At 68.0% G+C, this 23,604-nt stretch carries 27 protein-coding genes; 15 read left to right on the top strand and 12 right to left on the bottom strand.

What is annotated here, in order from left to right; translation table 11 throughout:
* Nucleotides 1-97: 97 nt before the first annotated feature.
* The gene (locus SOM26_RS05915) at nucleotides 98-1,399 is read left to right on the top strand and encodes an alkaline phosphatase family protein (RefSeq protein WP_320451792.1); all 1,302 of its coding nucleotides are present in this window, start codon (nucleotides 98-100) and stop codon (nucleotides 1,397-1,399) included.
* 10 nt (nucleotides 1,400-1,409) lie between these two features.
* On the top strand, nucleotides 1,410-1,862 hold the full coding sequence (locus SOM26_RS05910) for a MaoC family dehydratase (protein WP_320451791.1): 453 nt from the start codon (nucleotides 1,410-1,412) through the stop codon (nucleotides 1,860-1,862).
* A gap of 15 nt (nucleotides 1,863-1,877) precedes the next feature.
* On the opposite strand, the gene SOM26_RS05905 is transcribed toward SOM26_RS05910, so the two are convergent.
* Nucleotides 1,878-2,351 carry a hypothetical protein gene (locus SOM26_RS05905; RefSeq protein WP_320451790.1) on the bottom strand — a complete coding sequence of 158 codons (474 nt, stop codon included), beginning with the start codon at nucleotides 2,349-2,351 and terminating at the stop codon, nucleotides 1,878-1,880.
* A gap of 369 nt (nucleotides 2,352-2,720) precedes the next feature.
* On the opposite strand from SOM26_RS05905, the gene petA reads away from it, so the two are divergent.
* The 7 genes from petA (at nucleotide 2,721) to SOM26_RS05870 (ending at nucleotide 8,132) form a co-directional block, all read left to right on the top strand.
* The gene (gene petA, locus SOM26_RS05900) at nucleotides 2,721-3,314 is read left to right on the top strand and encodes a ubiquinol-cytochrome c reductase iron-sulfur subunit (protein ID WP_320451789.1); all 594 of its coding nucleotides are present in this window, start codon (nucleotides 2,721-2,723) and stop codon (nucleotides 3,312-3,314) included.
* A 14-nt stretch (nucleotides 3,315-3,328) separates the two neighbouring features.
* Nucleotides 3,329-4,612, top strand: coding sequence for a cytochrome b (locus SOM26_RS05895; protein ID WP_320451788.1), 1,284 nt, complete (start codon nucleotides 3,329-3,331; stop codon nucleotides 4,610-4,612).
* A 26-nt stretch (nucleotides 4,613-4,638) separates the two neighbouring features.
* The gene (locus SOM26_RS05890) at nucleotides 4,639-5,487 is read left to right on the top strand and encodes a cytochrome c1 (protein WP_320451787.1); all 849 of its coding nucleotides are present in this window, start codon (nucleotides 4,639-4,641) and stop codon (nucleotides 5,485-5,487) included.
* A 159-nt stretch (nucleotides 5,488-5,646) separates the two neighbouring features.
* Nucleotides 5,647-6,183, top strand: coding sequence for an adenine phosphoribosyltransferase (locus tag SOM26_RS05885; RefSeq protein ID WP_320451786.1), 537 nt, complete (start codon nucleotides 5,647-5,649; stop codon nucleotides 6,181-6,183).
* Entirely contained in the window at nucleotides 6,183-6,638 is a 456-nt protein-coding gene (locus SOM26_RS05880; RefSeq protein WP_320451785.1) for a tRNA (cytidine(34)-2'-O)-methyltransferase, read from the top strand. Before SOM26_RS05885 ends, SOM26_RS05880 begins: the two co-directional genes overlap by 1 nt.
* A 35-nt stretch (nucleotides 6,639-6,673) precedes the next feature.
* Nucleotides 6,674-7,534, top strand: a complete 861-nt coding sequence (hemF, locus tag SOM26_RS05875) for an oxygen-dependent coproporphyrinogen oxidase (protein WP_320451784.1) — start codon at nucleotides 6,674-6,676, stop codon at nucleotides 7,532-7,534.
* Nucleotides 7,535-7,538: 4 nt separating this feature from the next.
* The gene (locus tag SOM26_RS05870; RefSeq protein ID WP_320451783.1) at nucleotides 7,539-8,132 is read left to right on the top strand and encodes a GNAT family N-acetyltransferase; all 594 of its coding nucleotides are present in this window, start codon (nucleotides 7,539-7,541) and stop codon (nucleotides 8,130-8,132) included.
* Here the strand turns inward: SOM26_RS05870 and SOM26_RS05865 are convergent.
* Together SOM26_RS05865 and SOM26_RS05860 are read right to left on the bottom strand one after the other, a co-directional pair.
* Nucleotides 8,122-8,871: a hypothetical protein gene (locus SOM26_RS05865; protein WP_320451782.1), complete on the bottom strand. Its 750-nt coding sequence runs from the start codon at nucleotides 8,869-8,871 to the stop codon at nucleotides 8,122-8,124. The genes SOM26_RS05870 and SOM26_RS05865 overlap by 11 nt on opposite strands.
* Complete coding sequence (locus SOM26_RS05860) at nucleotides 8,868-9,719, bottom strand: glycerophosphodiester phosphodiesterase family protein (RefSeq protein ID WP_320451781.1); 852 nt, start codon at nucleotides 9,717-9,719, stop codon at nucleotides 8,868-8,870. Before SOM26_RS05860 ends, SOM26_RS05865 begins: the two co-directional genes overlap by 4 nt.
* 164 nt (nucleotides 9,720-9,883) lie before the next feature.
* Between SOM26_RS05860 and lipB the strand changes: the two genes are divergently transcribed.
* The 4 genes from lipB (at nucleotide 9,884) to SOM26_RS05840 (ending at nucleotide 13,906) form a co-directional block, all read left to right on the top strand.
* Complete coding sequence (gene lipB / locus SOM26_RS05855) at nucleotides 9,884-10,555, top strand: lipoyl(octanoyl) transferase LipB (protein WP_320451780.1); 672 nt, start codon at nucleotides 9,884-9,886, stop codon at nucleotides 10,553-10,555.
* A 90-nt stretch (nucleotides 10,556-10,645) separates the two neighbouring features.
* Nucleotides 10,646-10,918: a hypothetical protein gene (locus SOM26_RS05850; protein ID WP_320451779.1), complete on the top strand. Its 273-nt coding sequence runs from the start codon at nucleotides 10,646-10,648 to the stop codon at nucleotides 10,916-10,918.
* Nucleotides 10,919-11,144: 226 nt separating this feature from the next.
* Nucleotides 11,145-11,852: a hypothetical protein gene (locus SOM26_RS05845; RefSeq protein ID WP_320451778.1), complete on the top strand. Its 708-nt coding sequence runs from the start codon at nucleotides 11,145-11,147 to the stop codon at nucleotides 11,850-11,852.
* Nucleotides 11,853-12,043: 191 nt separating this feature from the next.
* On the top strand, nucleotides 12,044-13,906 hold the full coding sequence (locus SOM26_RS05840; RefSeq protein ID WP_320451777.1) for an ABC-F family ATP-binding cassette domain-containing protein: 1,863 nt from the start codon (nucleotides 12,044-12,046) through the stop codon (nucleotides 13,904-13,906).
* Between the two features lie 230 nt (nucleotides 13,907-14,136).
* On the opposite strand, the gene SOM26_RS05835 is transcribed toward SOM26_RS05840, so the two are convergent.
* Together SOM26_RS05835 and SOM26_RS05830 are read right to left on the bottom strand one after the other, a co-directional pair.
* Nucleotides 14,137-14,415 carry a DUF3297 family protein gene (locus tag SOM26_RS05835; RefSeq protein ID WP_320451776.1) on the bottom strand — a complete coding sequence of 93 codons (279 nt, stop codon included), beginning with the start codon at nucleotides 14,413-14,415 and terminating at the stop codon, nucleotides 14,137-14,139.
* Between the two features lie 84 nt (nucleotides 14,416-14,499).
* Nucleotides 14,500-14,886: a hypothetical protein gene (locus SOM26_RS05830; protein ID WP_320451775.1), complete on the bottom strand. Its 387-nt coding sequence runs from the start codon at nucleotides 14,884-14,886 to the stop codon at nucleotides 14,500-14,502.
* Nucleotides 14,887-15,036: 150 nt separating this feature from the next.
* On the opposite strand from SOM26_RS05830, the gene SOM26_RS05825 reads away from it, so the two are divergent.
* Nucleotides 15,037-15,438 (top strand): EVE domain-containing protein, encoded by a 402-nt coding sequence (locus SOM26_RS05825; protein ID WP_320451774.1) that lies wholly within the window; start codon nucleotides 15,037-15,039, stop codon nucleotides 15,436-15,438.
* Nucleotides 15,439-15,459: 21 nt separating this feature from the next.
* On the opposite strand, the gene SOM26_RS05820 is transcribed toward SOM26_RS05825, so the two are convergent.
* From SOM26_RS05820 to SOM26_RS05805, 4 genes are all read right to left on the bottom strand, one after another.
* Entirely contained in the window at nucleotides 15,460-16,278 is an 819-nt protein-coding gene (locus SOM26_RS05820) for a shikimate 5-dehydrogenase (protein ID WP_320451773.1), read from the bottom strand.
* A 65-nt stretch (nucleotides 16,279-16,343) separates the two neighbouring features.
* Entirely contained in the window at nucleotides 16,344-17,408 is a 1,065-nt protein-coding gene (locus tag SOM26_RS05815; protein ID WP_320451772.1) for a sialidase family protein, read from the bottom strand.
* Between the two features lie 40 nt (nucleotides 17,409-17,448).
* Nucleotides 17,449-18,489: an NAD(P)H-dependent flavin oxidoreductase gene (locus SOM26_RS05810; protein ID WP_320451771.1), complete on the bottom strand. Its 1,041-nt coding sequence runs from the start codon at nucleotides 18,487-18,489 to the stop codon at nucleotides 17,449-17,451.
* Between the two features lie 8 nt (nucleotides 18,490-18,497).
* The gene (locus SOM26_RS05805) at nucleotides 18,498-19,208 is read right to left on the bottom strand and encodes a c-type cytochrome (protein WP_320451770.1); all 711 of its coding nucleotides are present in this window, start codon (nucleotides 19,206-19,208) and stop codon (nucleotides 18,498-18,500) included.
* Nucleotides 19,209-19,335: 127 nt separating this feature from the next.
* Here SOM26_RS05805 and SOM26_RS05800 point away from each other — a divergent pair, with 127 nt between their 5' ends.
* Nucleotides 19,336-20,226, top strand: coding sequence for a prephenate dehydratase (locus SOM26_RS05800; protein WP_320451769.1), 891 nt, complete (start codon nucleotides 19,336-19,338; stop codon nucleotides 20,224-20,226).
* A gap of 129 nt (nucleotides 20,227-20,355) precedes the next feature.
* Here SOM26_RS05800 and nudC read toward each other — a convergent pair whose 3' ends face one another.
* From nudC to mutY, 3 genes are read right to left on the bottom strand one after another with little or no spacing between them, the layout of a single operon-like run.
* On the bottom strand, nucleotides 20,356-21,204 hold the full coding sequence (nudC, locus tag SOM26_RS05795; RefSeq protein ID WP_414712023.1) for an NAD(+) diphosphatase: 849 nt from the start codon (nucleotides 21,202-21,204) through the stop codon (nucleotides 20,356-20,358).
* A gap of 2 nt (nucleotides 21,205-21,206) precedes the next feature.
* Nucleotides 21,207-22,523: a serine hydrolase domain-containing protein gene (locus SOM26_RS05790; protein WP_414712022.1), complete on the bottom strand. Its 1,317-nt coding sequence runs from the start codon at nucleotides 22,521-22,523 to the stop codon at nucleotides 21,207-21,209.
* An 8-nt stretch (nucleotides 22,524-22,531) separates the two neighbouring features.
* The gene (gene mutY, locus SOM26_RS05785; RefSeq protein ID WP_320451766.1) at nucleotides 22,532-23,581 is read right to left on the bottom strand and encodes an A/G-specific adenine glycosylase; all 1,050 of its coding nucleotides are present in this window, start codon (nucleotides 23,579-23,581) and stop codon (nucleotides 22,532-22,534) included.
* Between the last annotated feature and the right edge of the window lie 23 nt (nucleotides 23,582-23,604).

The raw sequence follows: 23,604 nt of genomic DNA, 5'->3' as shown, positions 1-23,604 counted from the left end.
CCTGGGGCCGTTACGGCCGCTGGCGGCGCCCTGAAAGGGATACTCGCCAGCGTCACACAGGCCCGTTATCTGGCGGGGACGAAAGGAAACGTTTCCCGTGATCCGACTCCCCCTGACGGCCCTCGCACTCGCCCTGCTCGCGGGCTGTGCCTATCCTTACACCCCGCCCGCGCTATCGCCGGTCGCCACCGCCGCCCCAGCACCAGCGGGTGCCGTCGCCAATGTGTCGCCGCAGGAAGCACGGGCACCGGTCACCATCCTGGTGTCGATCGATGGGTTCTGGGCACCCTATCTGCAGCGCGGGCTGTCGCCGAACCTGGCGCGTCTGGCCGCCGGGGGCACGAGTGCGTCGATGCGCCCGTCCTTTCCGTCCAAGACCTTTCCCAACCACTGGACGCTGGTGACCGGCGTCGTGCCCGACCGGCACGGCATCGTCGCCAACAGCTTCACCGATCCGGCGCATCCGGGCCAGCGCTTCACCATGTCGTCGGACCAACCCTATTGGTGGGACGAGGCCGAGCCGATCTGGGTCACCGCCGAACGCGCAGGAATTCCCACCGCCACGATGTTCTGGCCCGGCTCGAACGTCGCCTGGGGCGCGACCGGCGAGGGTCACGATGCCACGAACGGCATGCATCCGCACGACTGGCAGCAGTACAACAAGAATGTGACCGACCGTCAGCGGGTCGATTCGGTCATCGACTGGCTGCGCCGCCCCGCCGCCAGCCGCCCCCGCTTCCTGACGCTGTATTTCGACGAGGTCGATACCGCAGGCCATGAGGGCGGCCCCGACTCGCCCGGGGTGAACCGCGCGATCGCATCGGTCGACCAGGCGATCGGACGATTGATCGCCGGACTGGCGGAGCTGAACCAGCCCGCCAACCTGGTCATCGTCGCCGACCATGGCATGGTCGCCACGTCGAGCGATCGGATGATCGTCCTCAACCGCTTCCTCGACCCGGCCGACTATACGCTGGAGGAGGATGGGCCCTTTGCATCGATCCGCGCCAAGCCGGGTCGCGAGGCGGCGCTGGAGGCCAGGCTGCTCGGCCACCGCGACCATCTGGACTGCTGGCGCAAGGGGGAGATTCCGGCGCGCTTCCACTACGGCCGCAACCCGCGCATCGCACCCTATTTCTGCCTGGCCGAGGCGGGCTGGACGATCGCGGCCAAACCGCCCGAAAAGCCCTTTGCCGGGGGCACCCATGGCTATGACAATGCCGATCCCAGCATGGCCGCGCTGTTCATCGCCAATGGCCCCGCCTTCCGGCCGGGTGTGAAGCTGGCACCGTTCGACAATGTCGCGGTCGCCCCGCTGCTGCGTGACCTGATCGGCTTGCCGCCGGGCCAGGGGCTGGACGGCACCGACCGGCCCTTCGCCCGTGCCTTCAAACGATAAGGGAAGCTTCATGACCTATCTGGAGGATATCTCGGTCGGCGACGTCGCACGGTTCGGATCATACCGGGTCGAGCGCGACGCGGTGCTGGCGTTCGCCGGGGCCTTCGACCCGCAGGCCTTTCACCTGTCCGACGAAGCCGCCGCCGCGACCCATTTCGGGCGGCTGTCGGCCAGCGGGTGGCACACCGCGTCAATGGCCATGGCGATGATCGTCGCGCATTTCCGCGAAACCGGCTTCCAGAGCCTGGGCTCGCCGGGCGTGGACGAGCTTCGCTGGCTGAAACCCGTCTATCCCGGCGATACGCTCCATTGCGAAACCGAGGTGCTAGAAACCCGCGCTTCGGCCAGCCGCCCGGAAATGGGCTTCGTCATCAGCCGCTGGACGGTCCTGAACCAGGACGACGTGGCGGTGATGACGATGCGCCCCACCGTCATGATCGCCACGCGCCAGGCTCGGGGATAAGGGGCGCGGCGGGGATCAGCGGCGGCCGCGACCGCCGCTTCGCCCGCCACGCCAGCCGCCGGGCGTCCCGCGATTGCCGTGCCAGCCCTCGGCGCGTGGTGCCGACGGCGCGGGCCGGGCCACGCCGTTGCCGCGCCAGCCATTGTTGCCGCGCCAGCCGCGACCGGGCACTTCTCCGCGCCAGCCGCCCCGGCCCCAGCCGCGCCACTGGTCGCGGATCGGCCCTCCGTGCCACGCCCCGCGCCGCCCTTCCCAATAGGCGCGCTGCCCGTCGTTCCACGGATAGGCCCGGCGATAGCGATCGTAGACGAAGGCGCCGGTGCCCGGATAATAGAAATCGTCGTACCAGCCATAATAGGACGGCGCGTAACCATAACCGCCGCCGCCATAATAGCCCGGCGCATAGCCGCCATAGCCCGCACCGACCGACACCCCGCTATAGCCATAGCCGTCGGTACATCCGCCCAGCGCCATCAGACCGGCGAGCATCGCCGCCGCCCATGTTTTCCGACCGAGGACCATCGTCCCTCTCCAAACCCCTGGGCTGTCATTGCGGGCGCGGCGGCAGGGGTCCGCCTTTTCCCGCATCCATCACCGGTCAACCCGGGCATCATTCCATGGTTCCTGCGCGCCTGCGCCTGCACCCGTGCTGAACGCCCATGCCGAGCGGTCGCGAAGGCGCGGCCCAAAGGGGATTGGCAAAGCGGCTCAAGCAAGGCTAACCTGACGCACCGTTCATCAAGGGCGGGCCGTCCTTCATGGGGCGGGAGTGACAGGCGGCGCATGACCGGGGACAATCCGGCACGACCGTCAAAGCGTACCACGGTGCACGCGAGCGAAGGTGGAGGGACAGGACGAATGGCGATGACGGAGAACACCGTACCCCCCGGCGAGGCGCCGGAGCCATTCCATGAAGAGGTCCATGATCCCCGTCGCCGCGACTTCATCAATGTCGCGGCCGTATCCTTCGCGGGTGTCGGCGCGCTGGCGATCGTCCTGCCGCTGATCAACCAGATGAACCCGTCGGCCGATGTGCTCGCGCAATCGACGACCGAGGTCGACCTGTCGAAGATCGAGCCGGGCCAGGCGATCAAGACCAGCTTCCGCAAGCAGCCGCTGTTCGTACGCAACCTGACACCCAAGGAAATCGCCGAAGCCAACGCCGTGCCGCTGTCCGAGCTGCGCGATCCGCAGACGCTGGCGGAGCGGACCAAGCCCGGCAAGACGAACTGGCTGATCACGCTGGGCGTGTGCACCCATCTGGGCTGCGTGCCGCTGGGCGCGGGCGAGGGCGAGAACAAAGGCCCCTATGGCGGCTATTTCTGCCCCTGCCACGGCTCGGCCTATGATACCGCGGCGCGCATCCGGAAGGGTCCGGCGCCGCTGAACCTGCACGTGCCCGACTATACGTTCAACACCGACACGACCGTCACGGTCGGCGCGGCGGCTTAAGGGAGACCCGAGAGATGAGCTTTCCCTGGGCCAAACAATATCAACCGAAACAGCCGCTCATGCGCTGGCTGGACGAGAAGCTGCCGGTGCCGCGCCTCGTCTACAACGCGGTGGGCGCGGGCTATCCGGTGCCGCGCAACCTGAATTACTTCTGGAATTTCGGCGTGCTGGCGGGTGCCGCGCTCGCCATCCAGATCATCACCGGCGTCGTGCTGGCGATGCACTATGCCGCCAATGCGGGTGTCGCCTTCGATTCGGTCGAAAGCATCATGCGCGACGTGAACGCAGGCTGGTTCCTGCGTTATGCCCACGCCAACGGCGCGTCGATGTTCTTCATCGTCGTCTACACCCACATCTTCCGCGGCCTCTATTACGGATCGTACAAGGCCCCGCGCGAGATGGTGTGGCTGCTCGGCGTCGTCATCTTCCTGCTGATGATGGCCACAGCCTTCATGGGCTATGTGCTGCCCTGGGGACAGATGAGCTTCTGGGGGGCGCAGGTCATCACCGGCTTCTTCTCGGCCATCCCGCTGGTCGGCGACACCATCCGCATCTGGCTGCTGGGCGGTTTCGCGCCGGACAATGCCGCGCTCAACCGCTTCTTCTCGCTCCACTATCTGCTGCCCTTCGTGATCGCGGGCGTGATCATCCTGCACATCTGGGCACTGCACATCCCCGGCTCGAACAACCCGACCGGCGTGGACGTGAAGGGCGAGCAGGATACCGTGCCCTTCCACCCCTATTACACCGCCAAGGACGCGGTCGGGCTGGGCGTCTTCCTGCTGGTCTTCGCCGGGCTGCTGTTCTTCTTCCCGAACTATCTGGGCCATCCGGACAATTACGTGCCGGCCAACCCGCTCTCGACCCCTGCGCATATCGTGCCCGAATGGTATTTCTGGCCCTTCTACGCGATCCTGCGCGCCTTCACCGCCGACTTCATCCTGCCCGCCAAGCTGTGGGGCGTGCTGGCGATGTTCGGGTCGATCCTGCTGCTGTTCTTCCTCCCCTGGCTGGACAGCTCGCCGGTGCGGTCGAACAATTTCCGCCCCAAGGCGCGGATCGCCTTCTGGGTGCTGGTCGTGGACGTGTTGTTGCTCGGCTGGTGCGGTGGATCGGCCGCGACGCCGTTCTTTATCATCCTCAGCCAGATCACGGCGGCCTATTACTTCCTCCATTTCCTGGTGATCCTGCCCTGGATCGCCCGGACGGAGCGTCCCGCGCCGCTGCCCAACTCGATCACCGAAGCCGTGCTGTCCAAGCATGGCGGGACCGCGCCCACCAAGTCGGCCCTGGCCTGACCCGAACCGAAAGAGGATAGCTGAACATGGTTCGTGGTATCGCATTCCTGGTCGGGGCGGCCTTCACCCTGGTCCTCGCCATCGCGCTGTGGGGCAGCGTGTCGGGGCTCGTCTCCGACCCGCCAGCCCCCTCGGCCGAGGAGGAGTTCCACCTTCATCCCAAACAGGCGCATCTTGCCTCCGACGGCATATTGGGCCGTTTCGACCGCCGCCAGCTGCAGCGCGGGCTGCAGGTCTACAAGGAGGTTTGCGCGGCCTGCCACTCGCTGCGGCTGGTGGCGTTCCGCGACCTGAAGGACCTGGGCTATAACGACGCCGAGGTGAAGGCGATCGCCAACCAGTGGGCGATCGAACAGCCGAGCATCAATCCGGAGACGGGCGAGGCGACGACGCGCAAGAACGTGCCCGCCGACCGCTTCCCATCGCCCTTCGCCAACGAGGTGGCGGCGCGCGCGGCGAACAACAACGCGCTGCCGCCCGACCTGTCGCTGATGACCAAGGCGCGGCATGACGGCACCAATTACGTCTATTCGCTGATCGGCCCCGACGCCTATCGCAACCAGCCCGCCGAGCTGCTGCGCAAGTTCCCGGACATCAAGACGCCCACGGGTCTGCACTACAATCCGTATTTCGCGAACCTCAACATCGCGATGCCGCCGCCGCTGAACCAGGACGGCCAGGTGCAATATACCGACGGCACGCTGGCGACCCGCGACCAGATGGCCAAGGACGTCGCCGCCTTCCTGACCTGGACCGCCGAGCCCAAGCTGGAGGCGCGCCATTCGGCCGGGATCGGCGCGGTGATCTTCATCCTGATCTTCTGCTTCCTGGCATGGGGCGCGTATCAGAATGTCTGGCGCGACGTAAAACACTGAGATCGGGCAAGCCCGTACGAGCGCCTGGGGCGGCTTCCGACACGGAGGCCGCCCATTTTATTTGGGTAACACGTCCCCACCCCCGCTCAGGCCGAACGGGCGTTGAGGGAGCTTCGCCCCCCCTTTACCGCCGCGCCCCAGAGGCCCATGACGCGACGCATGAGCGCCAATGACGACCTGAAAGCCCTGATCCGGACCATCCCGGACTTCCCCAAGCCCGGCATCCAGTTCCGCGACATCACCACCCTGCTGCTCGACCCCAGGGGCTATGCGCAGGCGATCGAGCGGATGGCCGCCGCGACGCGGGGGAACGTCGATCTGGTCGCGGGCATCGAGGCACGCGGATTCCTGTTCGCCGCCGCGCTGGCGGTGCCGCTGAACGCGGGCGTGCTGCTGATCCGCAAGGACGGCAAGCTGCCCGGTGCGACCATCGCCGAGGATTATGCGTTGGAATATGGCCAGGACCGGATCGCCATCCACGAGGATGCGCTGGTCCCCGGTGCGCGCGTGCTGCTGGTCGACGACCTGATCGCCACCGGGGGCACTGCGCGCGCCGCCGTCCGGCTGATCCGCAAGGCGGGCGGCGTGGTGGAGCAGGCCCAGTTCCTGGTCGACCTGCCCGATCTGGGCGGAGCCGATGCGCTGCGCCAGGACGACATCGCGGTCGATGCGCTGCTATCCTTTCCGGGGCACTGATGCGGCTTGCCCTGTATGAGCCCGATATCGCGGGCAATGTCGGCACGCTGATCCGCACGGCGACCTGTTTCGGCGTCGCGGTCGACCTGATCGAACCGATGGGCTTTCCCTATTCCGACCGCGCGCTGGCCCGCTCGGCGATGGACTATGCCACCATGGCCCAGGTGGTGCGCCATGCCGACTGGCAGGCCTTCCGCACGGCGACACGCGGCCGGGTCGTGCTGGCCACGACACTGGGCGCAGTGCCGCTGCCCGAGATGGTGTTCCACCCCGACGACGTGATCCTGCTGGGCTCGGAAGGGGCGGGCGTGCCGGAGGCGGTGCACAATGCCGCCGACATACGCGTGCGCGTGCCGATGCGGGTCGGCGTCCGCTCGCTCAACGTCGCGATCACCGGCGGCATCCTGCTGGCCGAGGCGCGGCGCCAGACCGGTTGGGACCAAATACCCGGTTGACCCTGCCCCCTACGCCCGCCCAGAACGCGGCCGACATGACCAGCCGTATCCCCGACATCGCGCTCGACGCCGAGCAGGACGCCGCCCGCCTTTGGTTCGAGTCCCTGCGCGACCGGATTTGCGCCGAGTTCGAGGCGATCGAGCGGGAGGCCGGATCCGACGCCGCCTTCGGCTATACCGCCTGGGACCGCACCGATCCCAGCGGCGAGCCCGGCGGCGGCGGCGTGCGCGGCGTGATGAAGGGCCGCGTGTTCGAAAAGGTCGGCGTCAACGTCTCGACCGTCGGCGGCACGTTCGAGGGGCCGTTTGCCAAGACGATCCATGGTGCGGGCGACGACCCGCGCTTCGTGGCGACGGGGATCAGCCTGGTCGCGCACATGGCGAACCCGCATGTGCCCGCCGTGCACATGAACACCCGCTTCCTGACCACGACCAAGCGCTGGTTCGGCGGCGGCGCGGACCTGAACCCGCCGCTGCCCATCGAAGAGGATACTGCCGACTTCCACGCCCGGATGAAGGCGGCCTGCGACGCGCATGACGCGGGCCATTACCCCCGGTTCAAGGCATGGGCCGACGACTATTTCTACATCCCCCATCGCCAGGTGCATCGCGGCGTCGGCGGCATCTTCTACGACCATCTGGAGGGCGATTTCGACCGCAGCTTCGCCTTTACCCGCGATGTCGGCGAGGCGTTCCTGGACGTCTACCCACGCATCGTCCGGCGGCGCATGGGCCTGCCCTTCGCCGAGGCGGATCGCGCCCAGATGCTTGCATGGCGCGGCCGCTATGCCGAATTCAACCTGGTCTATGATCGCGGCACGCTGTTCGGGTTGAAGACCGGCGGCAATATCGACGCCATCCTGATGAGCCTGCCGCCGCTCGCGACCTGGGAATAAGGTCATGGCGCTGACCCCCGTCGACCAGACCGAGATCGCGACCATCGTCACCACGCTGGAAATGCGTGAACGCCCGCGCCCGCGCCCCCTGCCCGCCTCGCCGCTGTCGCTGGCGGCCTGGGCGCCGCCCGATCCGGCGAAGTACCGGACGTTGTTCGCACGGGTCGGCGCGCCCTGGCTGTGGTTCTCGCGGCTGGTGATGGACGAGGCCTCGCTGACCGCGATCATCCACGATCCCGCCGTCTCGGTCTTTGCGGTCGTCGACCGGATGGGGATCGAGGTCGGCCTGCTCGAGCTGGACCATCGCCAGCCGGGTGCGTGCGAGATCGGCTATTTCGGGCTGGTCCCCGAACTGGCCGGGCGTGGCCATGGCCGCTGGCTGATGGCGCAGGCCATGATGCGCGCCTGGACGCCGGGGGTCGAGCGGGTGTGGGTGCATACCTGCACGCTCGACCACCCGTCGGCGCTGAACTTCTACCGCAAGCAGGGCTTTACCGCCGTCTCGCGCGCGGTGGAGACGTTTCCCGATCCCCGCCGGCTCGGCCTTTTGCCGGAAGACGCCGCGCCGCAGATCCCGCAGCTGGCGCCTAACGATTGACCAGGCGACGATAGGCCGCGACCGAGATCAGCGCCTGGGCCAGCCCGGCGGCCATCGCCACCGCCGCCGCGCCCGCCTGCAACAGCGCGATCGCGACCGGATTGCTGGCCCCGCCGTCACCCTTCACGACCTCGACCAGCGCGACGAAGGGTTGGCCCGCGACGATCCCGCCCAGATAGGTGCAGGACGCCAACGCCGCCATCGAGAGCCCCGCACCGCGCGTCAGCTTGACCGAGCGCGCCATCGCGGCCAGCGCCGCCATCCGCCGCTCGGCGAACAGCACCGGCCCGACCAGCAGCAGCCGGCCCGCAATGTACAGCCCCGGCAGGATATAGAGCAGCGTCCCCGCCCCCACCGGAATGCCGACCAGGATCATCGCCAGCAGGAAACGCGGCGCGGCCTTCAGCGCACGGCCCAGCGCTTCGCCGACACTGGTCGAGCCACCGCCCAGTTCCAGCGCGAGCACCGCCGCCGTGCCGATCATCCCGATCGCATAGGCCGCGAAATACCAGCCGCCATATTGGCCCGCCCAGGCGCTGACCGAATCGATCCACGCCATGGCCCGCATGCTCGGCTCGCCCCCGCCCTCCGGCGGCAGGGGCGGAAGCGGCGCCAGCAGGCCCAGCGCCAGCGCGGGCAGGAAGAGGAAGGGCGCCGCCAGCCGGATCAGCAGGTCGCGATCCCGGCGGAACAGGCCCCAGGCATCGCGCAGCGTCGCCATGACATCGAGTTTCATCACAGCGACGGCGAACCATCCCCGGCCAGGCGCGCTTCCTCGCCCGTCGCCGCGACGTACAGCCGCGCGACGAAGACATAGGCCAGCGTCATGAAGCCCGCGCTGACCACCGCCGCGACCAACGTCGCCACGGTCACCGCAACCGGCGCGCCGTCCGGCCCCAGCATCAGGCGCAGGACCGCGCCGGTGATCCCCTGCGCCGCGCTCGTCGCGACGGTCAGGACGATCAGGAAGAGGGCGAACACGCCGATCAGCCGCCAGGTCATGCCCCGCGTCAGCGCGATCGAGCGGCGGATCGCCCCCAGTTCGCGCCGTTCGTTCAGGACGACCGCATAGACCAGCATCAACCGCGCCACGAGCCAGAGCGAGGCGACGCCGACCACCAGCCCATAGACGATCAGGAACAGCGCCGAGCCCGACGTCATCGGCGGCAGTTTCGAGGGATCGCCGTTGGCGGCCATCGCCGCGGCAAAGTCATAGCCCGACGCGCCCAGCACCAGGATCGGCACGAGGACGACGATGGCGAACACAATGCCCATCGCGATCGCCACGCCCAGCACCGCCAGCAGGCGACGAAGCCCGGCGCGCGATGCATCGGCGGTCGTGGTCGACGGATGGGTCGCGACCGCCATGATCGCCAGTTGCGCCCAGATCCCCAGCACCAGCGACACGAAGGTCATGACGACCCCGGCCACCCCGACGGATATACCCGGTTCGCGCGGCAGCAGCAGCACCTGGACCAGCGCGGGAAGGACGAAGCCGATCGCTGCGATCGGCGCGAGCATTCCGGTCCTGCCCGCCAGCACCTGCTGCGTGCTGTCCCACACGGTTCCGATCCTGACGGTCATCATTCCTCCCTTGGCCGGGTCACCCCACCCGTCCCGTTTCACCTGGACCATCGGCCTAGACGATTGGCCCCGCCAATACCATCGGTGCCATGCCCCACGCGCCGAACGCCCCCGTCGGGCGCCCGATACTTGCATCGCGGGGGACGGAGGCGCAGATACGGGCCACCGTGACCCATAGCCCCGACATGCCCGATATCGAATGGCGGATCAGCCCCGGCCTGACTCCCTATGACCAGTCGCTCGCCGAAATGGAGGCGCGCGCCGCAGCCGTCGCACAAGGGGAAGCGCGCGAGCTCGTCTGGCTGCTCGAACATCCGCCCGTCTATACGGCCGGGACCAGCGCGAACCCGGTCGAACTGGTCGACCCGCGTTTTCCGGTGTTCCAGACCGGGCGTGGCGGCAAATACACCTATCACGGGCCCGGCCAGCGGACCGGCTATCTGGTCCTCGACCTCACCAAGCGCGGGCGCGACGTGCGGCGGTTCGTCCACGGGCTGGAGGACTGGCTGATCGCGGCGCTGGCGCGGCTGGGCGTCCATGCCTTCAGCGTCGAAGGACGCGTCGGCATCTGGACCCGCGACGGTGGCCCGGAGGCCAAGATCGGCGCGATCGGCGTGCGGGTGAAGCGCTGGACCACGCTGCACGGCTTTGCGATCAACATCGCGCCCGATCTGTCCCATTTCGGGGGGATCGTCCCTTGCGGGCTACCCGAATTTCCGGTCACCAGCCTTTTTGCGTTGAACGGTGTCGACTCCCTGGCAACCTTTGACGAGGCGCTTGCGTTCACATTTCCGGGTTTCCTCGAAAGTCTCGATGCGGTGCGACAAAACGAGGCTTGAGGACCGGACGGTATCCGATTAATGTCCACTCCGATTTGGGTAATAGGGCCAGCAAGCCATTCCAAATCCATAATATCAAGGGAGCTTCCAATGCGTGCAATCATCTCCAAGGTCCTGACGGGCTCGATCATCGCCGGCGCGGCGCTCGCGGTTTCGGCTTGCGGCTCGAAGACCGAGAACACTGTCGATGCGAACATGACCACCGAAATGAACGCTTCGGAGAGCATGGACACCACGACCACCGACAACATGACCGCCGTCGACGGCGCGATGAACGGTGGCACGATGGCCAACGACACGATGGGCAACGACATGATGATGTCGAACGACACCATGTCGATGAACGCATCGAACGCGATGTAATCATCGTCGGGGTCACACCCGATCGGAAAGGGCCGTCCGGGCGACCGGGCGGCCCTTTTCATTTGGCCGGCAAAGCCCTTGAAACGCCGGACTTTCACTACCTTCCCGTAACGACCGCGCCCGTCGCGCAATCGGCAAGACGCCGCGATTTCCATTTGGGGAAAAGGCCAAAAAGCGTTATGTTTCGGGACGCTCGAAGGCCCTCCGGGGGAAGGATCGGAATATAATGAAGGTGGTGCGTACCGCGCTGGTCGCTGGCGCGGCGTTTTGGGGGATGGGTGCCGCGGCACCCGCATCGGCACAATTCTTCCTGCAGCCCTATAATTTCCAGGGAAAGCCCGTCCAGGGTGACGAACCGGGTATCGGGCAGCCCCTGCCCGGCGCGACTCCGGCGGAATTGCGCGCAGGTCTGTTGTGGAACATGCGGGCGGCGCTGAACGTGGCCGCGCTGCAATGCCAGTTCGAACCGATGCTCTCGACCGTCGCGAACTATAATGCGATCCTGAAGGATCACGATGCCGAGTTGAAGGGCGCGTTCGACACGCTCTCCGACTATTTCAAGCGGACGAACAAGACGCCGCGCGCAGGCCAGATGGCGCTCGACCAATATGGCACGCGCACCTATTCCAGCTTCGCGGCGGTCGCGGCGCAGCTCAACTTCTGCCAGACGGCGGGTGAGATCGCGCACCAGGCCATCTTCACGCCGCGCGGCCATCTGGGCGAGCTGGCGGTCGACCGGATGCGCCAGCTGCGCAACAGCCTGACCCCTTATGGCGAGCAGCGTTTCCCGCGCTATATCGGCCGCGAGCATTTCGCCGCGACCATGCCGCGCCTGGATACGCTGTGCTGGAACAAGAAAGCCGAATGGGTCGTCAAGAAGTGCGGCCCACAGAACTGGCCGCCCGCCGGCGCCACCAGCCTGGCGGCACGCTGACCGACTCAATCCTCCTCAAGCTGTGCTTGGGGAGGGGGACCATGCGAAGCATGGTGGAGGGGCAGAGCCGCCAAGGACGCCCTATGTGGAAATCCCCCTCCCCCACCGCTACGCGGCGGTCCCCCTCCCCGTGCCGGGGAGGATAAACGCCCTCTCCCCTTTCTCCCCAGAATTTGCTAGGCGCGCCGCCTATGCTCAATCTGAATGGTATCACCGTGCGCCTGGGCGGCCGCACGATCCTTGATGGCGCATCCGCGGCCCTCCCCCCCGGCAGCCGTGTCGGCCTGATCGGCCGCAACGGCGCCGGCAAGTCGACGCTCGTCCGCGTGATCGCGGGCCAGCTGGAGGCCGATGACGGCGCGTGCGAGATGCCCAAGGGCGCCAAGCTCGGTTATATCGCGCAGGAAGCCCCGGACGGCACCGCCACCCCGTTCGAAACGGTGCTGGCCGCCGATATCGAGCGCGCCGACCTGATGGAGCGGAGCGAGACCGAGAGCGATCCGGAAAAGCTGGGCGATATCTATGAGCGCCTGATCGCTATCGACGCCTATACCGCGCCCGCGCGCGCCTCCAGCATCCTGCAGGGCCTGGGCTTCGACGAGGCGATGCAGGCGCGCCCGCTGTCGAGCTATTCGGGCGGGTGGAAGATGCGCGTGGCGCTGGCCGCCTTGCTGTTCTCGGCCCCGGACGTGCTGCTGCTCGACGAACCGTCGAACCACCTCGACCTGGAAGCGGTGATGTGGCTGGAGGATTTCCTGAAATCCTATCGCGCGACCATCCTGCTGGTCAGCCACGAGCGCGACTTCCTGAACAACGTCGTCGACCACATCCTGCACCTGCAAGGCGGCAAGGTGACGCTGTACCCCGGCGGTTACGATTCGTTCGAGCGCCAGCGCGCCGAACGCATGGCGCAGCTTGCCGCGGCCAAGGCGAATCAGGAGGCGCAGCGCGCCAAGCTGCAGGACTATATCGCGCGCAACTCGGCCCGCGCCTCGACCGCCAAGCAGGCGCAGAGCCGCGCCAAGATGCTGTCCAAGATGCAGCCGATCGCCGAGATGGCGAACGATCCGTCGCTGTCCTTCGACTTCCCCGATCCCGACCAGCTGCGCCCGCCGCTGATCACGCTGGACCTGGCGAGCGTGGGTTATGCCGAGACGCCGATCCTGAAGCGGTTGAACCTGCGCATCGACCCGGACGACCGGATCGCCCTGCTGGGCCGCAACGGCAACGGCAAGACGACGCTGGCCCGCCTGCTTGCCGCGCAGCTGACGCCGATGGAAGGCGACATGAATTCGAGCGGAAAGATGCGCGTCGGATACTTCACCCAGTATCAGGTGGAGGAACTCGACACCGACGACACGCCGCTGGAGCATATGACGCGCATCATGCGCGGGGCGACCCCGGCGGCCGTGCGCGGACAGCTGGGCCGGTTCGGCTTTTCGGGCGACAAGGCGACGACCAAGGTCGGCAAGCTGTCGGGCGGCGAGCGTGCGCGGCTGGCGCTGGCGCTGATCACCCGCGACGCACCGCATATGCTGATCCTCGACGAGCCGACCAACCACCTGGACGTCGACGCACGCGAAGCGCTGGTCCAGGCGCTCAACATGTACAAGGGCACCGTCGTGCTGGTCAGCCATGACCGCCACATGCTCGAGATGACCGCCGACCGGCTGGTGCTGGTCGACAACGGCACCGCGCGCGAGTTCGACGGGTCGCTCGACGATTACATCGCCTTCGTCCTGAAGGGCGATGCGGGCCAGGGTGACGCCGCGTCCAAGGCGGACCGGGCCGCCAGCAAGAAGGCCTCGGCCGAGCAGCGCGAACGCTTCAATGCGATGAAGAAGACGCTGCGCGGCATCGAGGACGAGATGACCAAGCTGACCCGCGAACGCGAGGCGCTGGACAAGGCGATGAACGACCCCAAGGCCGCCGAACCGCACCATGCCAAGCTGTCGATGGGCGAGCTGAACAAGCGCCGGGCCGAGGTGGTCGAGAAGCTGGCCGAGGCGGAAGTGCGCTGGATGGAAGCGGGCGAGGCGATGGAGGCGGCGTAATCCGCTTGCCTATGGGCGAGGTTGGAGGGCTGAGAGGGTTTCCCTTGGCCTTCGACTTCGCTCAGCCTGAACGGCGGTTGGGACGCACTTATCCCTCAACACCGACCTGTTCCCCGGCGAAGGCCGGGGCCCAGTTTCCATAACGCCGATGGCGCGCTGGCCGCCGCGTGGGAGGCCATTGCCCGCACACAGCGGCTGGACCCCGGCCCTCGCCGGGGTGGGACATGGAATTACGCTTCGTCCGAACCCTCGGCGGCGTCTTCACCATCCGCCGGATTTTCGATCCACGCTTCGACTTCGCCGTTCAGCTTCAGGGTCAGCGGGCGGCCATGACGGTCCACCTTCTTGCCCAGCGCGACGCGGATCCAGCCTTCGGAAATGCAATATTCCTCGACGTCGCGGCGCTCCGCACCCTTGAAGCGGATGCCGACCCCACGCGAGAGGAGGTCCTGGTCGAAATAGGGGCTGTCCGGGTTGGTGGACAGGCGATCGGGAACGGTATCGGTCATGCCCCGGCCTTAACGCCGAGTCGGCCACCCTGCCAAGCAAAAGAAAAAGCGGCGCCGGGATCGCTCCCGACGCCGCCCTGGGGATTAGTCGCAGACCCGAACCTGCACGTTGCGGCCCCAATAGGGGTCCCAGCGCCAGTCGTTCCAGCACCGCGGGGCATAGCCGCGATACTCGTACTGATACACCGGCGGCGGGGGAGGCGGTGCGTAATAGGGGTCATAGCCGCGATCATAATAATAACCGCGATCGACGTAGCGCGGCCGATTGCTGCTGGCGATCGCCGCCCCGACACCCAGACCAACGATCCCGCCGAGCAGGGCGCCCGCCACCGCATCTCCACCGCGATCCCGGTGGTAATAGCCGCCGCCCCAGCCACGACCCCAGCGCTGCGCTTCGGCCGGCGCCGCCGCGGTCAGCGCGGTGGCGCCCAGGGCCAGCCCCAATCCCAGCTTCTTCAAAATCCCGTTCATATCGAACCTCCGATACTCATACGCCCGGTCCGCTGATCGCAAAACGCGCCCATGGCGTCCGTGTTGCGTTGTTTGGCACGATCGGGCTGAATGGACGCGGAATGCGGTGTTTAGTCCTCGTTCAGGCGCATGGCGGGAGGATATGGGGATATGGCCTATTGGCTGCTGAAGTCGGAGGCGGACAGCTATGGCTGGGACGATCTGGTCCGCGACGGCGCGACGGAATGGGACGGCGTACGCAACGCCGCCGCCGCCAAGCACCTGCGCACGATGGCGGTGGGCGACCATGCGCTGTTCTATCACAGCGGCAAGGACAAAGCGGCGGTCGGCATCGCGACGATCACCCGCGCCGCCAGGGCGGACGGCGATGACGGACGCTGGGTGTCGGTGCAGATCGCACCCGATCGCCCGCTCGCACGCGCCTTGACGCTGGCGGCGATGAAGGGCGAGGCGCGGCTGGCCGACCTGCCGATGCTGCGCCAGTCGCGGCTATCCGTATCGCCGGTCGGCGAAGCGGAATGGGCGGTGCTGATGGCGATGGCCGAAACCTGATCCTCCCCGGCAGGGGGAGGATCAGCCCAGGCTTCGGGCGTAATCCGCCGCTTCCCGGACCTGCTCGGCGGTCGGGCGCACGCCGGTGTACAGGATGAACTGCTCCAGCGCCTGGATCGTCGCGACCTCGGTGCCGGTGATGATGCGCTTCCCGCGGGCCCGCGCCGCCGCCAGGAAGCGCGTCTCGGGCGGATATTGCACCACGTCGAAAGCGATATCCGCCCGGTCGATCAGCCGCTCCGGAAAGGCGAGGTCATCCGCATTGCCGCCGGTCATGCCGATCGGCGTCACGTTGATCAGCAATGCGGCCCCCTCGCCCGGCTCACTGGCCCAGTCATAGCCGTACAGCTCGGCCAGGCCACGTCCCGCTGCCTCGTTGCGCGCGACGATGGTGCCGTGCGCGAACCCGGAGTCGCGCAGGCCCGCCGCCACCGCCTTGGCCATGCCGCCCGATCCGCGCAAGCAGAAGGGCGTCGCCCGGTCGATATCGGTGATCAGTGCGACGACGGCGGCATAGTCGGTGTTGTAGCCGGTCAGGCGTCCGTCATCGTTGACGATCGTGTTCACACTGTCGATCGCCGCCGCCGATCCCGCCAGCCCGTCGAGCATCGGGATTACCGCCTCCTTGAACGGCATCGAGATGGCGCAGCCCCGGATGCCCAGCGCGCGAATCCCCCCGACCGCCGCCGCCAGATCGGTCGTGCTGAACGACTTGTAGACATAATCCAGGCCGGTCAGCTCGTAGAGCCGGTTGTGGAACCGCGAACCGAAATTGCCGGGCCGCGCCGACAGCGACATGCAAAGCCGCGTATCGCGGCCGATGGGGGGCTTGGTGGTCATGCCAGGGGTTTAGCGGAGGGTGGCGGCCAGCGCATCCCCTGCCCTTGGCCCTCCGCTTCCCCCGATCAGCGCAGCAATTTCGGATCGATCACCACATGCCGGATATGCTGGCGGTTCCAGGTATAGGTCACATGCACCAGCCCGTCGCGCGTCTGGATGACCGCCGGATAGGCATAGCCATCGGGCATGGGCTTGCTCTCCAGCGTCAGGACGTTGCGCCAGCGCACGCCGTCGTCCGACAGTCCGATGTTCAGCGGCCAGCGCGGGCCGTCGCCCGGCGTGCCCGGTGCGTGTCCGGCATGGTTGTACACGATCAGCTGTCGCCCATCGGCCAGGGTCACGGCATCGGTGCCCGCATTGGGATTGGGCAGGTCGATCGCCGCGACCGGCGACCAGCTTACCCCGCCATCGCGCGACCAGCTCTGCGCCAGCGCGCCCTGCCGCGTTCGTGCGACCAGTTCCAGCTTGCCGTCCTTGTGGAACAGGATGCTCGGCTGGATCGCCTCGATATGCATGGGCGAGGCGATGGCGGGGGTGACGGTCCAGTTGCGGCCCCGGTCGGTGCTGCGTTCGATGCGCAGCGACCAGATATTGGCCTCCGCCGTCCCCTCCTCGCGGCTGGACGGCGACAGCCAGGCGCCATCGGGGGCGATGACCGGCTTGTTCTTGATCGGCCCGAGCACGCCGTCGGGCAGTCGTTCGGGCTGGCTCCAGTGACGGCCGCCATCGTTCGACCGGATGACCATGCCCCACCATGCGCGCGGCGACGGCCCGACCTTGTAGAACAGGTGGAGCGGCTGGCCGGGCGGCTGGAACAGCACGGGGTTCCAGGTGGGTTGACGCTGTCCATCCGCCGCCACCCCGTCCGCGACGGGGCGCGGTGCGCTCCATCCCTTGGCCTCGCGACGGGCGAACCAGATGCGGACATCGGGGCGGCTTTCACCCGATCCCGCGAACCAGGCGGCGGCCAGCGTGCCGTCCGGCAACTGGACCAGGGTGGAGGCATGCGCCTGTGGATAGGGGGCGCCCGCATCGACGAACTCCGACAGCAGGATCGGCGAGCGTCGTTCAGCCGCCGGGCTTGCCGTCGCCACGATCGCCAGTGCCGCCGCCATCACGATCCGCATCATACCCATCCTTTGCATCCACCAGGGACCGCGCGGATAGCCGCTATCGCCGCATCTCGCCAGCGATGGTGGCGACCAGCGCGGCGGCGGGCATCGCGCGGGCGAGCGGTGCGCCCTGCCCTGCCCATTGCGCTCCATACCCCGCCTCGCCACGCGCCTTCGCCGCCGCGTTCAGCGCCTTGCCCGCATCATAGGCGACCGGATAATCCGGCACCGGCCCTGCCAGAGTCTCCGCCAGCGCGGTGAAGCGGTTGGCCAGGCAGCGCGCGGGACGCCCCGAAATCGCGCGCGTCATCACCGTATGCGCCGCCCCAGGTCCCAGCAGTGCGGCGCGGTAAGCCGCATCCGCCGCGCTTTCCGGGCACGCGATGAATGCCGTCCCCAGTTGCGCCGCCGCAGCACCGAGTGCCAGCGCCGCCGAAACCCCCGCCCCGTCCATGATCCCGCCCGCCGCGATCACCGGCACCGCCATCCGCTCCGCCAGCAGCCGGGTCAGCGCCAGCGTGCCCAGCCGGTCGTCTAGCGCATCGGGATTGAACAGGCCGCGATGGCCGCCCGCCTCGTGCCCTTGCGCGACGATGGCGTCCATCCCCGCCCGCTCGGCGGCCCGCGCCTCCACCAGCGACGTGACGCTGGCAAGCAGACGGCATCCCGCCGCCTTGAGCGCGACGACCTGTGCCGGGCGAGGCAGGCCGAAATGAAAGCCGACCACCGCCGGTCGCGCCTCGACCAGCAGGGCCAGCATCGCATCATCGTCGAGAAAGCTGGGATAGATGGCGTGCAACGTCGCGGGCGGCCGAGCACCATGTTCGGCGAAAGCAGGGCGCAGCGCGTCGCACCAGGCGGCCTCGCCCACCGGATCGCGACGCGGCGGCGCATGGACGAACAGATTGACGGCAAAGGGGCGGTCGGTGCGTGCCCGTGTCTCGGCGATCATCGCCGCGGCGGCATCGGGGCGGCTTGCCCCCAGCGCGATCGCGCCCAGTCCACCGGCCGTACAGACCGCCGCCGCCATGGCGGGGGTCGATACCCCCGCCATCGGTGCCTGCAACAAAGGCACGTCCAGGGTCAGCCCGTCCAGCATGACGGGCCTTAGCGGGGCGCCTTGGTCCCCTCGATCGCGGCCTGCGGATCGACCGAGGGTGCCCCCTTGGCGGGCGTGCCGGTATTGGCGATCGAGCCGGTGTCGCCGCGTGGGTCCTCCGCGACCTTGTTCACCGCCGCATCCGCACCGTTGGCCGGCGCGTCACCTGCCGCCGGTTCGGTTTTGGCCGCCGGTGCCGCGGGCAGCGGCAGGTTCGATCCCTGCTTGTTGAGATACAGGATCACGTTTGCGCGGTCCTGCGGATTGGACAGCCCTGCAAAGGTCATCTTGGTGCCGGGCGCGAATTTGCGGGGGCTGGTCAGCCACGCATTCATCTTGTCCCAGTCCCAGTTGCCCCCGACGCCCTTCAACGCGTCGGAGAAGGCAAAGCCCGCCTTGCCTTGCGCGATCGCCTCGCCCATCGTCGCATAGAGGTTGGGGCCGATGCCGTTGGCGCCGCCCTGGTTGATGGTGTGGCACGCCGCGCACTTCTTGAAGACTTCGGCGCCCTTGGCCGCGTCCGCCGTAGGCAGCAGCGAGGCGATCGGCACCTCGGCGGCACCGCCGCCCGCACCCTCGGCCTCGACGCCTTCGATCGCATAGCCCATTTTTTCGGGACGTTCTTCGTGGAAGATCATGCCTCCGACGATCGAAAGGCCCAATGCCGCGCCTGCCGCGCCCAGCACCCATCCCGCGATCGTATTGGTCTTTAGGTCCATCGCGTTTCGCTGCCCCGCCAATATCTCTCCTGAACGCCGACCTTAGGTGCGGCTTTCGCGAACGGCAAGTTTTGTGTCGGACGCCGCACCTTGATCCGCCCCGCCGCCGTCTCTAGGCCGCTGGGCCATGGAGAATTATGCCGCCCCCGCCCGCCCGATCGTCGCAGGCATGACGACCGCCGCACTGGCCGAGCCTGCCCGCGCCGTCGCGTTCCAGGGGGCGCCCGGCGCCAACAGCCATGTCGCCGCGATGGAGGTATTCCCCGACGGCCTGCCGCTGCCCTGTTTCGATTTCGCCGATGCGCTGGACGCGGTGAAGACGGGCAAGGTCGACCAGGCGATCATCCCAATCGAAAACTCGCTGCACGGTCGCGTCGCCGACATCCATTTTCTGCTGCCCGAATCCGGGCTGGCGATCGTCGGCGAGCATTTCCTGTCGATCCGCCACGCGCTGATGGCGACGGGCACGCGTGACGAACTGGTCGAGGCGATGAGCCATCCGCAGGCGCTGGGCCAGTGCCGCCACTGGCTGCGCGCGCACGGGTTGCGACCGATCGCTTATGCCGACACCGCCGGTGCCGCCGCACGGGTGGCGGAGATGGGCGATCCACGCACCGCCGCGCTCGCCCCGCTCAGCGCCGCCAAGCTCTATGGCCTGAACCTGCTGGCCGAGGATATCTCGGACAGCGACAGCAACATGACCCGCTTCGTCGTGCTGGCGCGCGGCAACCAGCCGCCGGTCGGCGAGGGGCCGTGGATGACCAGCCTGATCTTCGAAGTGAAGAACATCCCCGCCGCGCTCTACAAGGCGATGGGCGGTTTCGCGACCAACGGCGTCAACATGACCAAGCTGGAAAGCTATCAGCGCGGCGGCAGCTTCGCGGCCACCGAATTCTACTGCGACGTGGTGGGCCGCCCCGGCGAACCGGCGTTCGACCGGGCGATCGAGGAACTGGGCTTCCACAGCAAATGGGTGCGGATGCTGGGGACCTACCCCCAGGCGCGGCGGCGGGGGTAAGATCCTCCCCGGCACGGGGAGGGGGACCGCCGCGAAGCGGTGGTGGAGGGGGGCTGCCACGAAGGACGGCCCGTGCGGCAATCCCCCTCCACCAGCTTCGCTGGTCCCCCTCCCCGTGCCGGGGAGGATTTAATCGGCCCACGCCTCCAGCAGCGTGTGCGCGATCGCATAGGCCGGCGGTACGCCGAAGCGCGAGCCGTCGCCCGCCAGCGCCGCACGAACCTCGTCCCGCGATACCCAGATCGCATCCTCCAGCTCGGTCGTGTCGATGGTCAGCCGGTCGTCCACCGCCTCCGCGACGCAGGCGATCATCAGCGACGACGGGAAAGGCCAGGGCTGGCTGGCGATGTAGCGGACATTGCGTACCCGCACGCCCGCTTCCTCGAACAGCTCGCGCGCGACCGCTTCCTCGATCGATTCGCCCGGCTCCAGAAACCCGGCCAGCGCCGAATAGCGCCCCGGCGGGAAAGCGGGCTGGCGACCGAGCAGTGCGCGACCGTCATGCTCGGCGATCATGATGACGACCGGATCGACGCGCGGGAAATGCTCGGTTCCGCAGGACGCACAGTGTCGCCCCCAACCCGCACGAAACGGCGCGGTCGCCGCCCCGCACTTCGCACAGAAACCGTGCCGCGCGTGCCAGTCCAGCACCGAGCGCGCCGCGGCATAGGTCGCCGCCTCGCCCGTCGCCAACGCATGGAGCGCAGCGATCATCTCGAACGAACGACCCACCGCCGGTTCGCCGGTGATCCTCGCGAAATGCGGGATGCCGTCCTCGATGCCCAGCAGGACATGATCCTCCGGCACCGCATCCGGCTCGATGGTGGTCCAGCGCAGGCGTCCGTCCGCCATCTCCGGCTGATAGTCATTCAGGACCAGCAACCGCGCCGCCGGATCGGCCAGCGCGCCTGCGAACCCCGCCGGATCATGACGCAGCGGATCGGCGCGATCGAGCCGCCCGCCGGTAAAGCCCAGCATGCTCACTTCGCCGTCCGCCCCAGATCCTGATACAGGGCCACCGCCAGATCGCGGCGCAGCGGATAGCGATCGGCGGGGAAGTAATTGACCATCACGACGCCGCGCACATGCCGGGTCGGATCGACATAGGCGATGGTGCCCGCCGCCCCGCCCCAGCCATAGGTGCCCTTGCCCGGCCCGCCCGGTGTATCGGCCAGCGTCACCGATCCGCCCGCGCCGAAGCCCATCGCCGCCTCACCCGACGCGCCGCCCGTCGTCCCGCCCACGCCACCGAACGTCACGCCTTCGGGGAGCAGATTGGACATGGCGACGCGCACCGTCTCGGGCTTCATCACGCGCACGCCGTCCACCTCACCACCATTTTGCAGCATCTGGAGGAAGCGGTCATAATCGCGCGCCGACATGACCAGCCCCGCCCCGCCATAGGGAAAGCTGGGAGGCTGGCGGAACACCGAGGTCGCCGCCGGATCGACCGGCACCATCGTGTCGCCCAGGAAGGTGTAGTTGGTGACCAACCGGTTCGCCGCGGAGGCCGGAACCTGCCAATAGCTGGACGTCATCTTGAGCGGGGCGAAGAGGCGCGTCTGGACGAACCGCTCGAACGGCATGCCCGACACCTTCTCGACCACCGCCGCCAGCACGTCGAGGCCCATCGAATAGCTCCACCGCGTGCCCGGCTCGGCGATCAGCGGCGCGGTGGCGGCGCGCTCGGCGAATTGTTGGAGCGTCGTGGGACGGGTCGGACGCACCTTCGCCTCGACCTGCGCATTGGCGGCATAGGGCATCAGCCCCAGCCGCTCATATTCCTTGAGCAGCGGCCCCTTGGCGGTGAAGCTGTATCCCAGGCCCGCCGTATGGGTCATCAACTCGCGGATCGTGATCGGCCGGGTCGCCGGGCGGCTGTCGAGCGAGGCCTGCGGGTTGGTCAGCACCCGCATCTGCTTATAGGCCGGATAGATATCGGACAGCGGCTGATCGAGCTTCAGCTTGCCCTCCTCGATCAGGATCATCGCGGCCATGGCGGTGATCGGCTTGGTCATCGAATAGACCCGCCACAGCGTGTCGGGACCGACAGCGGGTGCGTCGGGCACGATGCCGGTGCGTCCGGCCTGAACGAACATCGTCGGCTGTCCCGCCACCCCGATCGCCGCGACGATGCCGGGCATCTTGCCGCTGCGGACATAGGCCTGGAACAGCGCCTGGGTGGCGGGTAGCGCGGCCGGCGGCGCCACCGCGCGGCTGGGCGCGGCCACCTGCGCGGGGGCGGCGGCGCTCAGCAGGGACAGCATCGCCCCGCCCGTCATCATCACATGGCGCATCATCGGTATCAGGCCCTTTTCAACAGATCGGCTGCCCGCGCGAACAAGGTAGGCAGGCCTGCGGTTCCCAGATTGGCGATCGGCCACCACTCGCCCGGACACGAATCATCCGGCGAACCGTCGGTCCGCGCCAATGCCAGTTCCAGTTCGAAATGGGTAAAGCCGTGCACGACCGTCTCGTTCAGCATCGTCCACGGCCCCGCCCCCGGCGCGTCCTCCAGGCCCGGCCGCTCGTCCACCCACGGCCCGGTCGGCAGCGCGCGCATGCCGCCCAGCATCCCCTTGTCGGGGCGGCGAACCAGCCAGACCCGGCCGTCGCGCTCGATCCAGAAGACAGTGCCGTGGCGATAGGGGCGTTTCTTCTTCGGGGCCTTGGCGGGCAGCGTCTCGGCAATACCCTCCGCCCGCGCCTGGCAATCGACGGCGATCGGGCAGAGCAGGCATTGCGGCCGCTTGACCGTGCAGATCGAGGAGCCCAGGTCCATCATCGCCTGCGCGAAATCGCCTGCGCGGGCGTCGGGCGTGATCCGGTCGGTCGCCTCGCGGATCGCAGGGCGCGCGCCGGGCAATGGCGTCCGGATCGCGAACAGCCGCGCCACGACCCGCTCGACATTGGCATCGACCACCACCGCCCGCTCGCCGAACGCGATCGCCGCCACCGCCGCCGCCGTATAGGCCCCCAGCCCCGGCAGCGCGCGTAGCTCGGCCTCGGTCGCGGGGAAGCGCCCGCCATGCTCGGCGACCACCGCACGCGCCGCCTTCACCAGATTGCGCGCGCGGGCATAGTATCCCAGCCCCGCCCAGGCGGCCATGATGTCCTCGTCCGACGCCGACGCCAGGCTCGCCACATCGGGCCAGCGCTCGGTCCAGGCGGTGAAGCGGGGCGTGACCGCCGCCACCGTCGTCTGTTGCAGCATCACCTCGGACAGCCAAACGCGGTACGGGTCGGCCACCTCCCCCGGTTTGCTGCGCCAGGGCAGGTCGCGGGCATGCCGGTCATACCAGGCGAGCAGCCGGGCGGCGATAAAGTCGGGCGATGATGAATGCTTGGCGTCCACCCGCCCGCTATGGCATGGAGCCC

It is taken from the genome of Sphingomonas sp. CFBP8993 (assembly GCF_034044895.1).
Taxonomy (GTDB): Bacteria; Pseudomonadota; Alphaproteobacteria; order Sphingomonadales; family Sphingomonadaceae; genus Sphingomonas.
This window is presented reverse-complemented; position numbering and strand designations above follow the sequence as displayed.

Coding starts and splice junctions, on each gene's coding strand:
- SOM26_RS05910 (WP_320451791.1), top strand. CDS start 1,410: ATGACCTATCTGGAGGATATCTCGGTCGGCGACGTCGCACGGTTCGGA.
- SOM26_RS05905 (WP_320451790.1), bottom strand. CDS start 2,351: ATGCTCGCCGGTCTGATGGCGCTGGGCGGATGTACCGACGGCTATGGC.
- petA (WP_320451789.1), top strand. CDS start 2,721: ATGGCGATGACGGAGAACACCGTACCCCCCGGCGAGGCGCCGGAGCCA.
- SOM26_RS05895 (WP_320451788.1), top strand. CDS start 3,329: ATGAGCTTTCCCTGGGCCAAACAATATCAACCGAAACAGCCGCTCATG.
- SOM26_RS05890 (WP_320451787.1), top strand. CDS start 4,639: ATGGTTCGTGGTATCGCATTCCTGGTCGGGGCGGCCTTCACCCTGGTC.
- SOM26_RS05885 (WP_320451786.1), top strand. CDS start 5,647: ATGAGCGCCAATGACGACCTGAAAGCCCTGATCCGGACCATCCCGGAC.
- SOM26_RS05880 (WP_320451785.1), top strand. CDS start 6,183: ATGCGGCTTGCCCTGTATGAGCCCGATATCGCGGGCAATGTCGGCACG.
- hemF (WP_320451784.1), top strand. CDS start 6,674: ATGACCAGCCGTATCCCCGACATCGCGCTCGACGCCGAGCAGGACGCC.
- SOM26_RS05870 (WP_320451783.1), top strand. CDS start 7,539: ATGGCGCTGACCCCCGTCGACCAGACCGAGATCGCGACCATCGTCACC.
- SOM26_RS05860 (WP_320451781.1), bottom strand. CDS start 9,719: ATGATGACCGTCAGGATCGGAACCGTGTGGGACAGCACGCAGCAGGTG.
- SOM26_RS05850 (WP_320451779.1), top strand. CDS start 10,646: ATGCGTGCAATCATCTCCAAGGTCCTGACGGGCTCGATCATCGCCGGC.
- SOM26_RS05845 (WP_320451778.1), top strand. CDS start 11,145: ATGAAGGTGGTGCGTACCGCGCTGGTCGCTGGCGCGGCGTTTTGGGGG.
- SOM26_RS05840 (WP_320451777.1), top strand. CDS start 12,044: ATGCTCAATCTGAATGGTATCACCGTGCGCCTGGGCGGCCGCACGATC.
- SOM26_RS05835 (WP_320451776.1), bottom strand. CDS start 14,415: ATGACCGATACCGTTCCCGATCGCCTGTCCACCAACCCGGACAGCCCC.
- SOM26_RS05830 (WP_320451775.1), bottom strand. CDS start 14,886: ATGAACGGGATTTTGAAGAAGCTGGGATTGGGGCTGGCCCTGGGCGCC.
- SOM26_RS05825 (WP_320451774.1), top strand. CDS start 15,037: ATGGCCTATTGGCTGCTGAAGTCGGAGGCGGACAGCTATGGCTGGGAC.
- SOM26_RS05820 (WP_320451773.1), bottom strand. CDS start 16,278: ATGACCACCAAGCCCCCCATCGGCCGCGATACGCGGCTTTGCATGTCG.
- SOM26_RS05815 (WP_320451772.1), bottom strand. CDS start 17,408: ATGATGCGGATCGTGATGGCGGCGGCACTGGCGATCGTGGCGACGGCA.
- SOM26_RS05810 (WP_320451771.1), bottom strand. CDS start 18,489: ATGCTGGACGGGCTGACCCTGGACGTGCCTTTGTTGCAGGCACCGATG.
- SOM26_RS05805 (WP_320451770.1), bottom strand. CDS start 19,208: ATGGACCTAAAGACCAATACGATCGCGGGATGGGTGCTGGGCGCGGCA.
- SOM26_RS05800 (WP_320451769.1), top strand. CDS start 19,336: ATGGAGAATTATGCCGCCCCCGCCCGCCCGATCGTCGCAGGCATGACG.
- nudC (WP_414712023.1), bottom strand. CDS start 21,204: ATGCTGGGCTTTACCGGCGGGCGGCTCGATCGCGCCGATCCGCTGCGT.
- SOM26_RS05790 (WP_414712022.1), bottom strand. CDS start 22,523: ATGCGCCATGTGATGATGACGGGCGGGGCGATGCTGTCCCTGCTGAGC.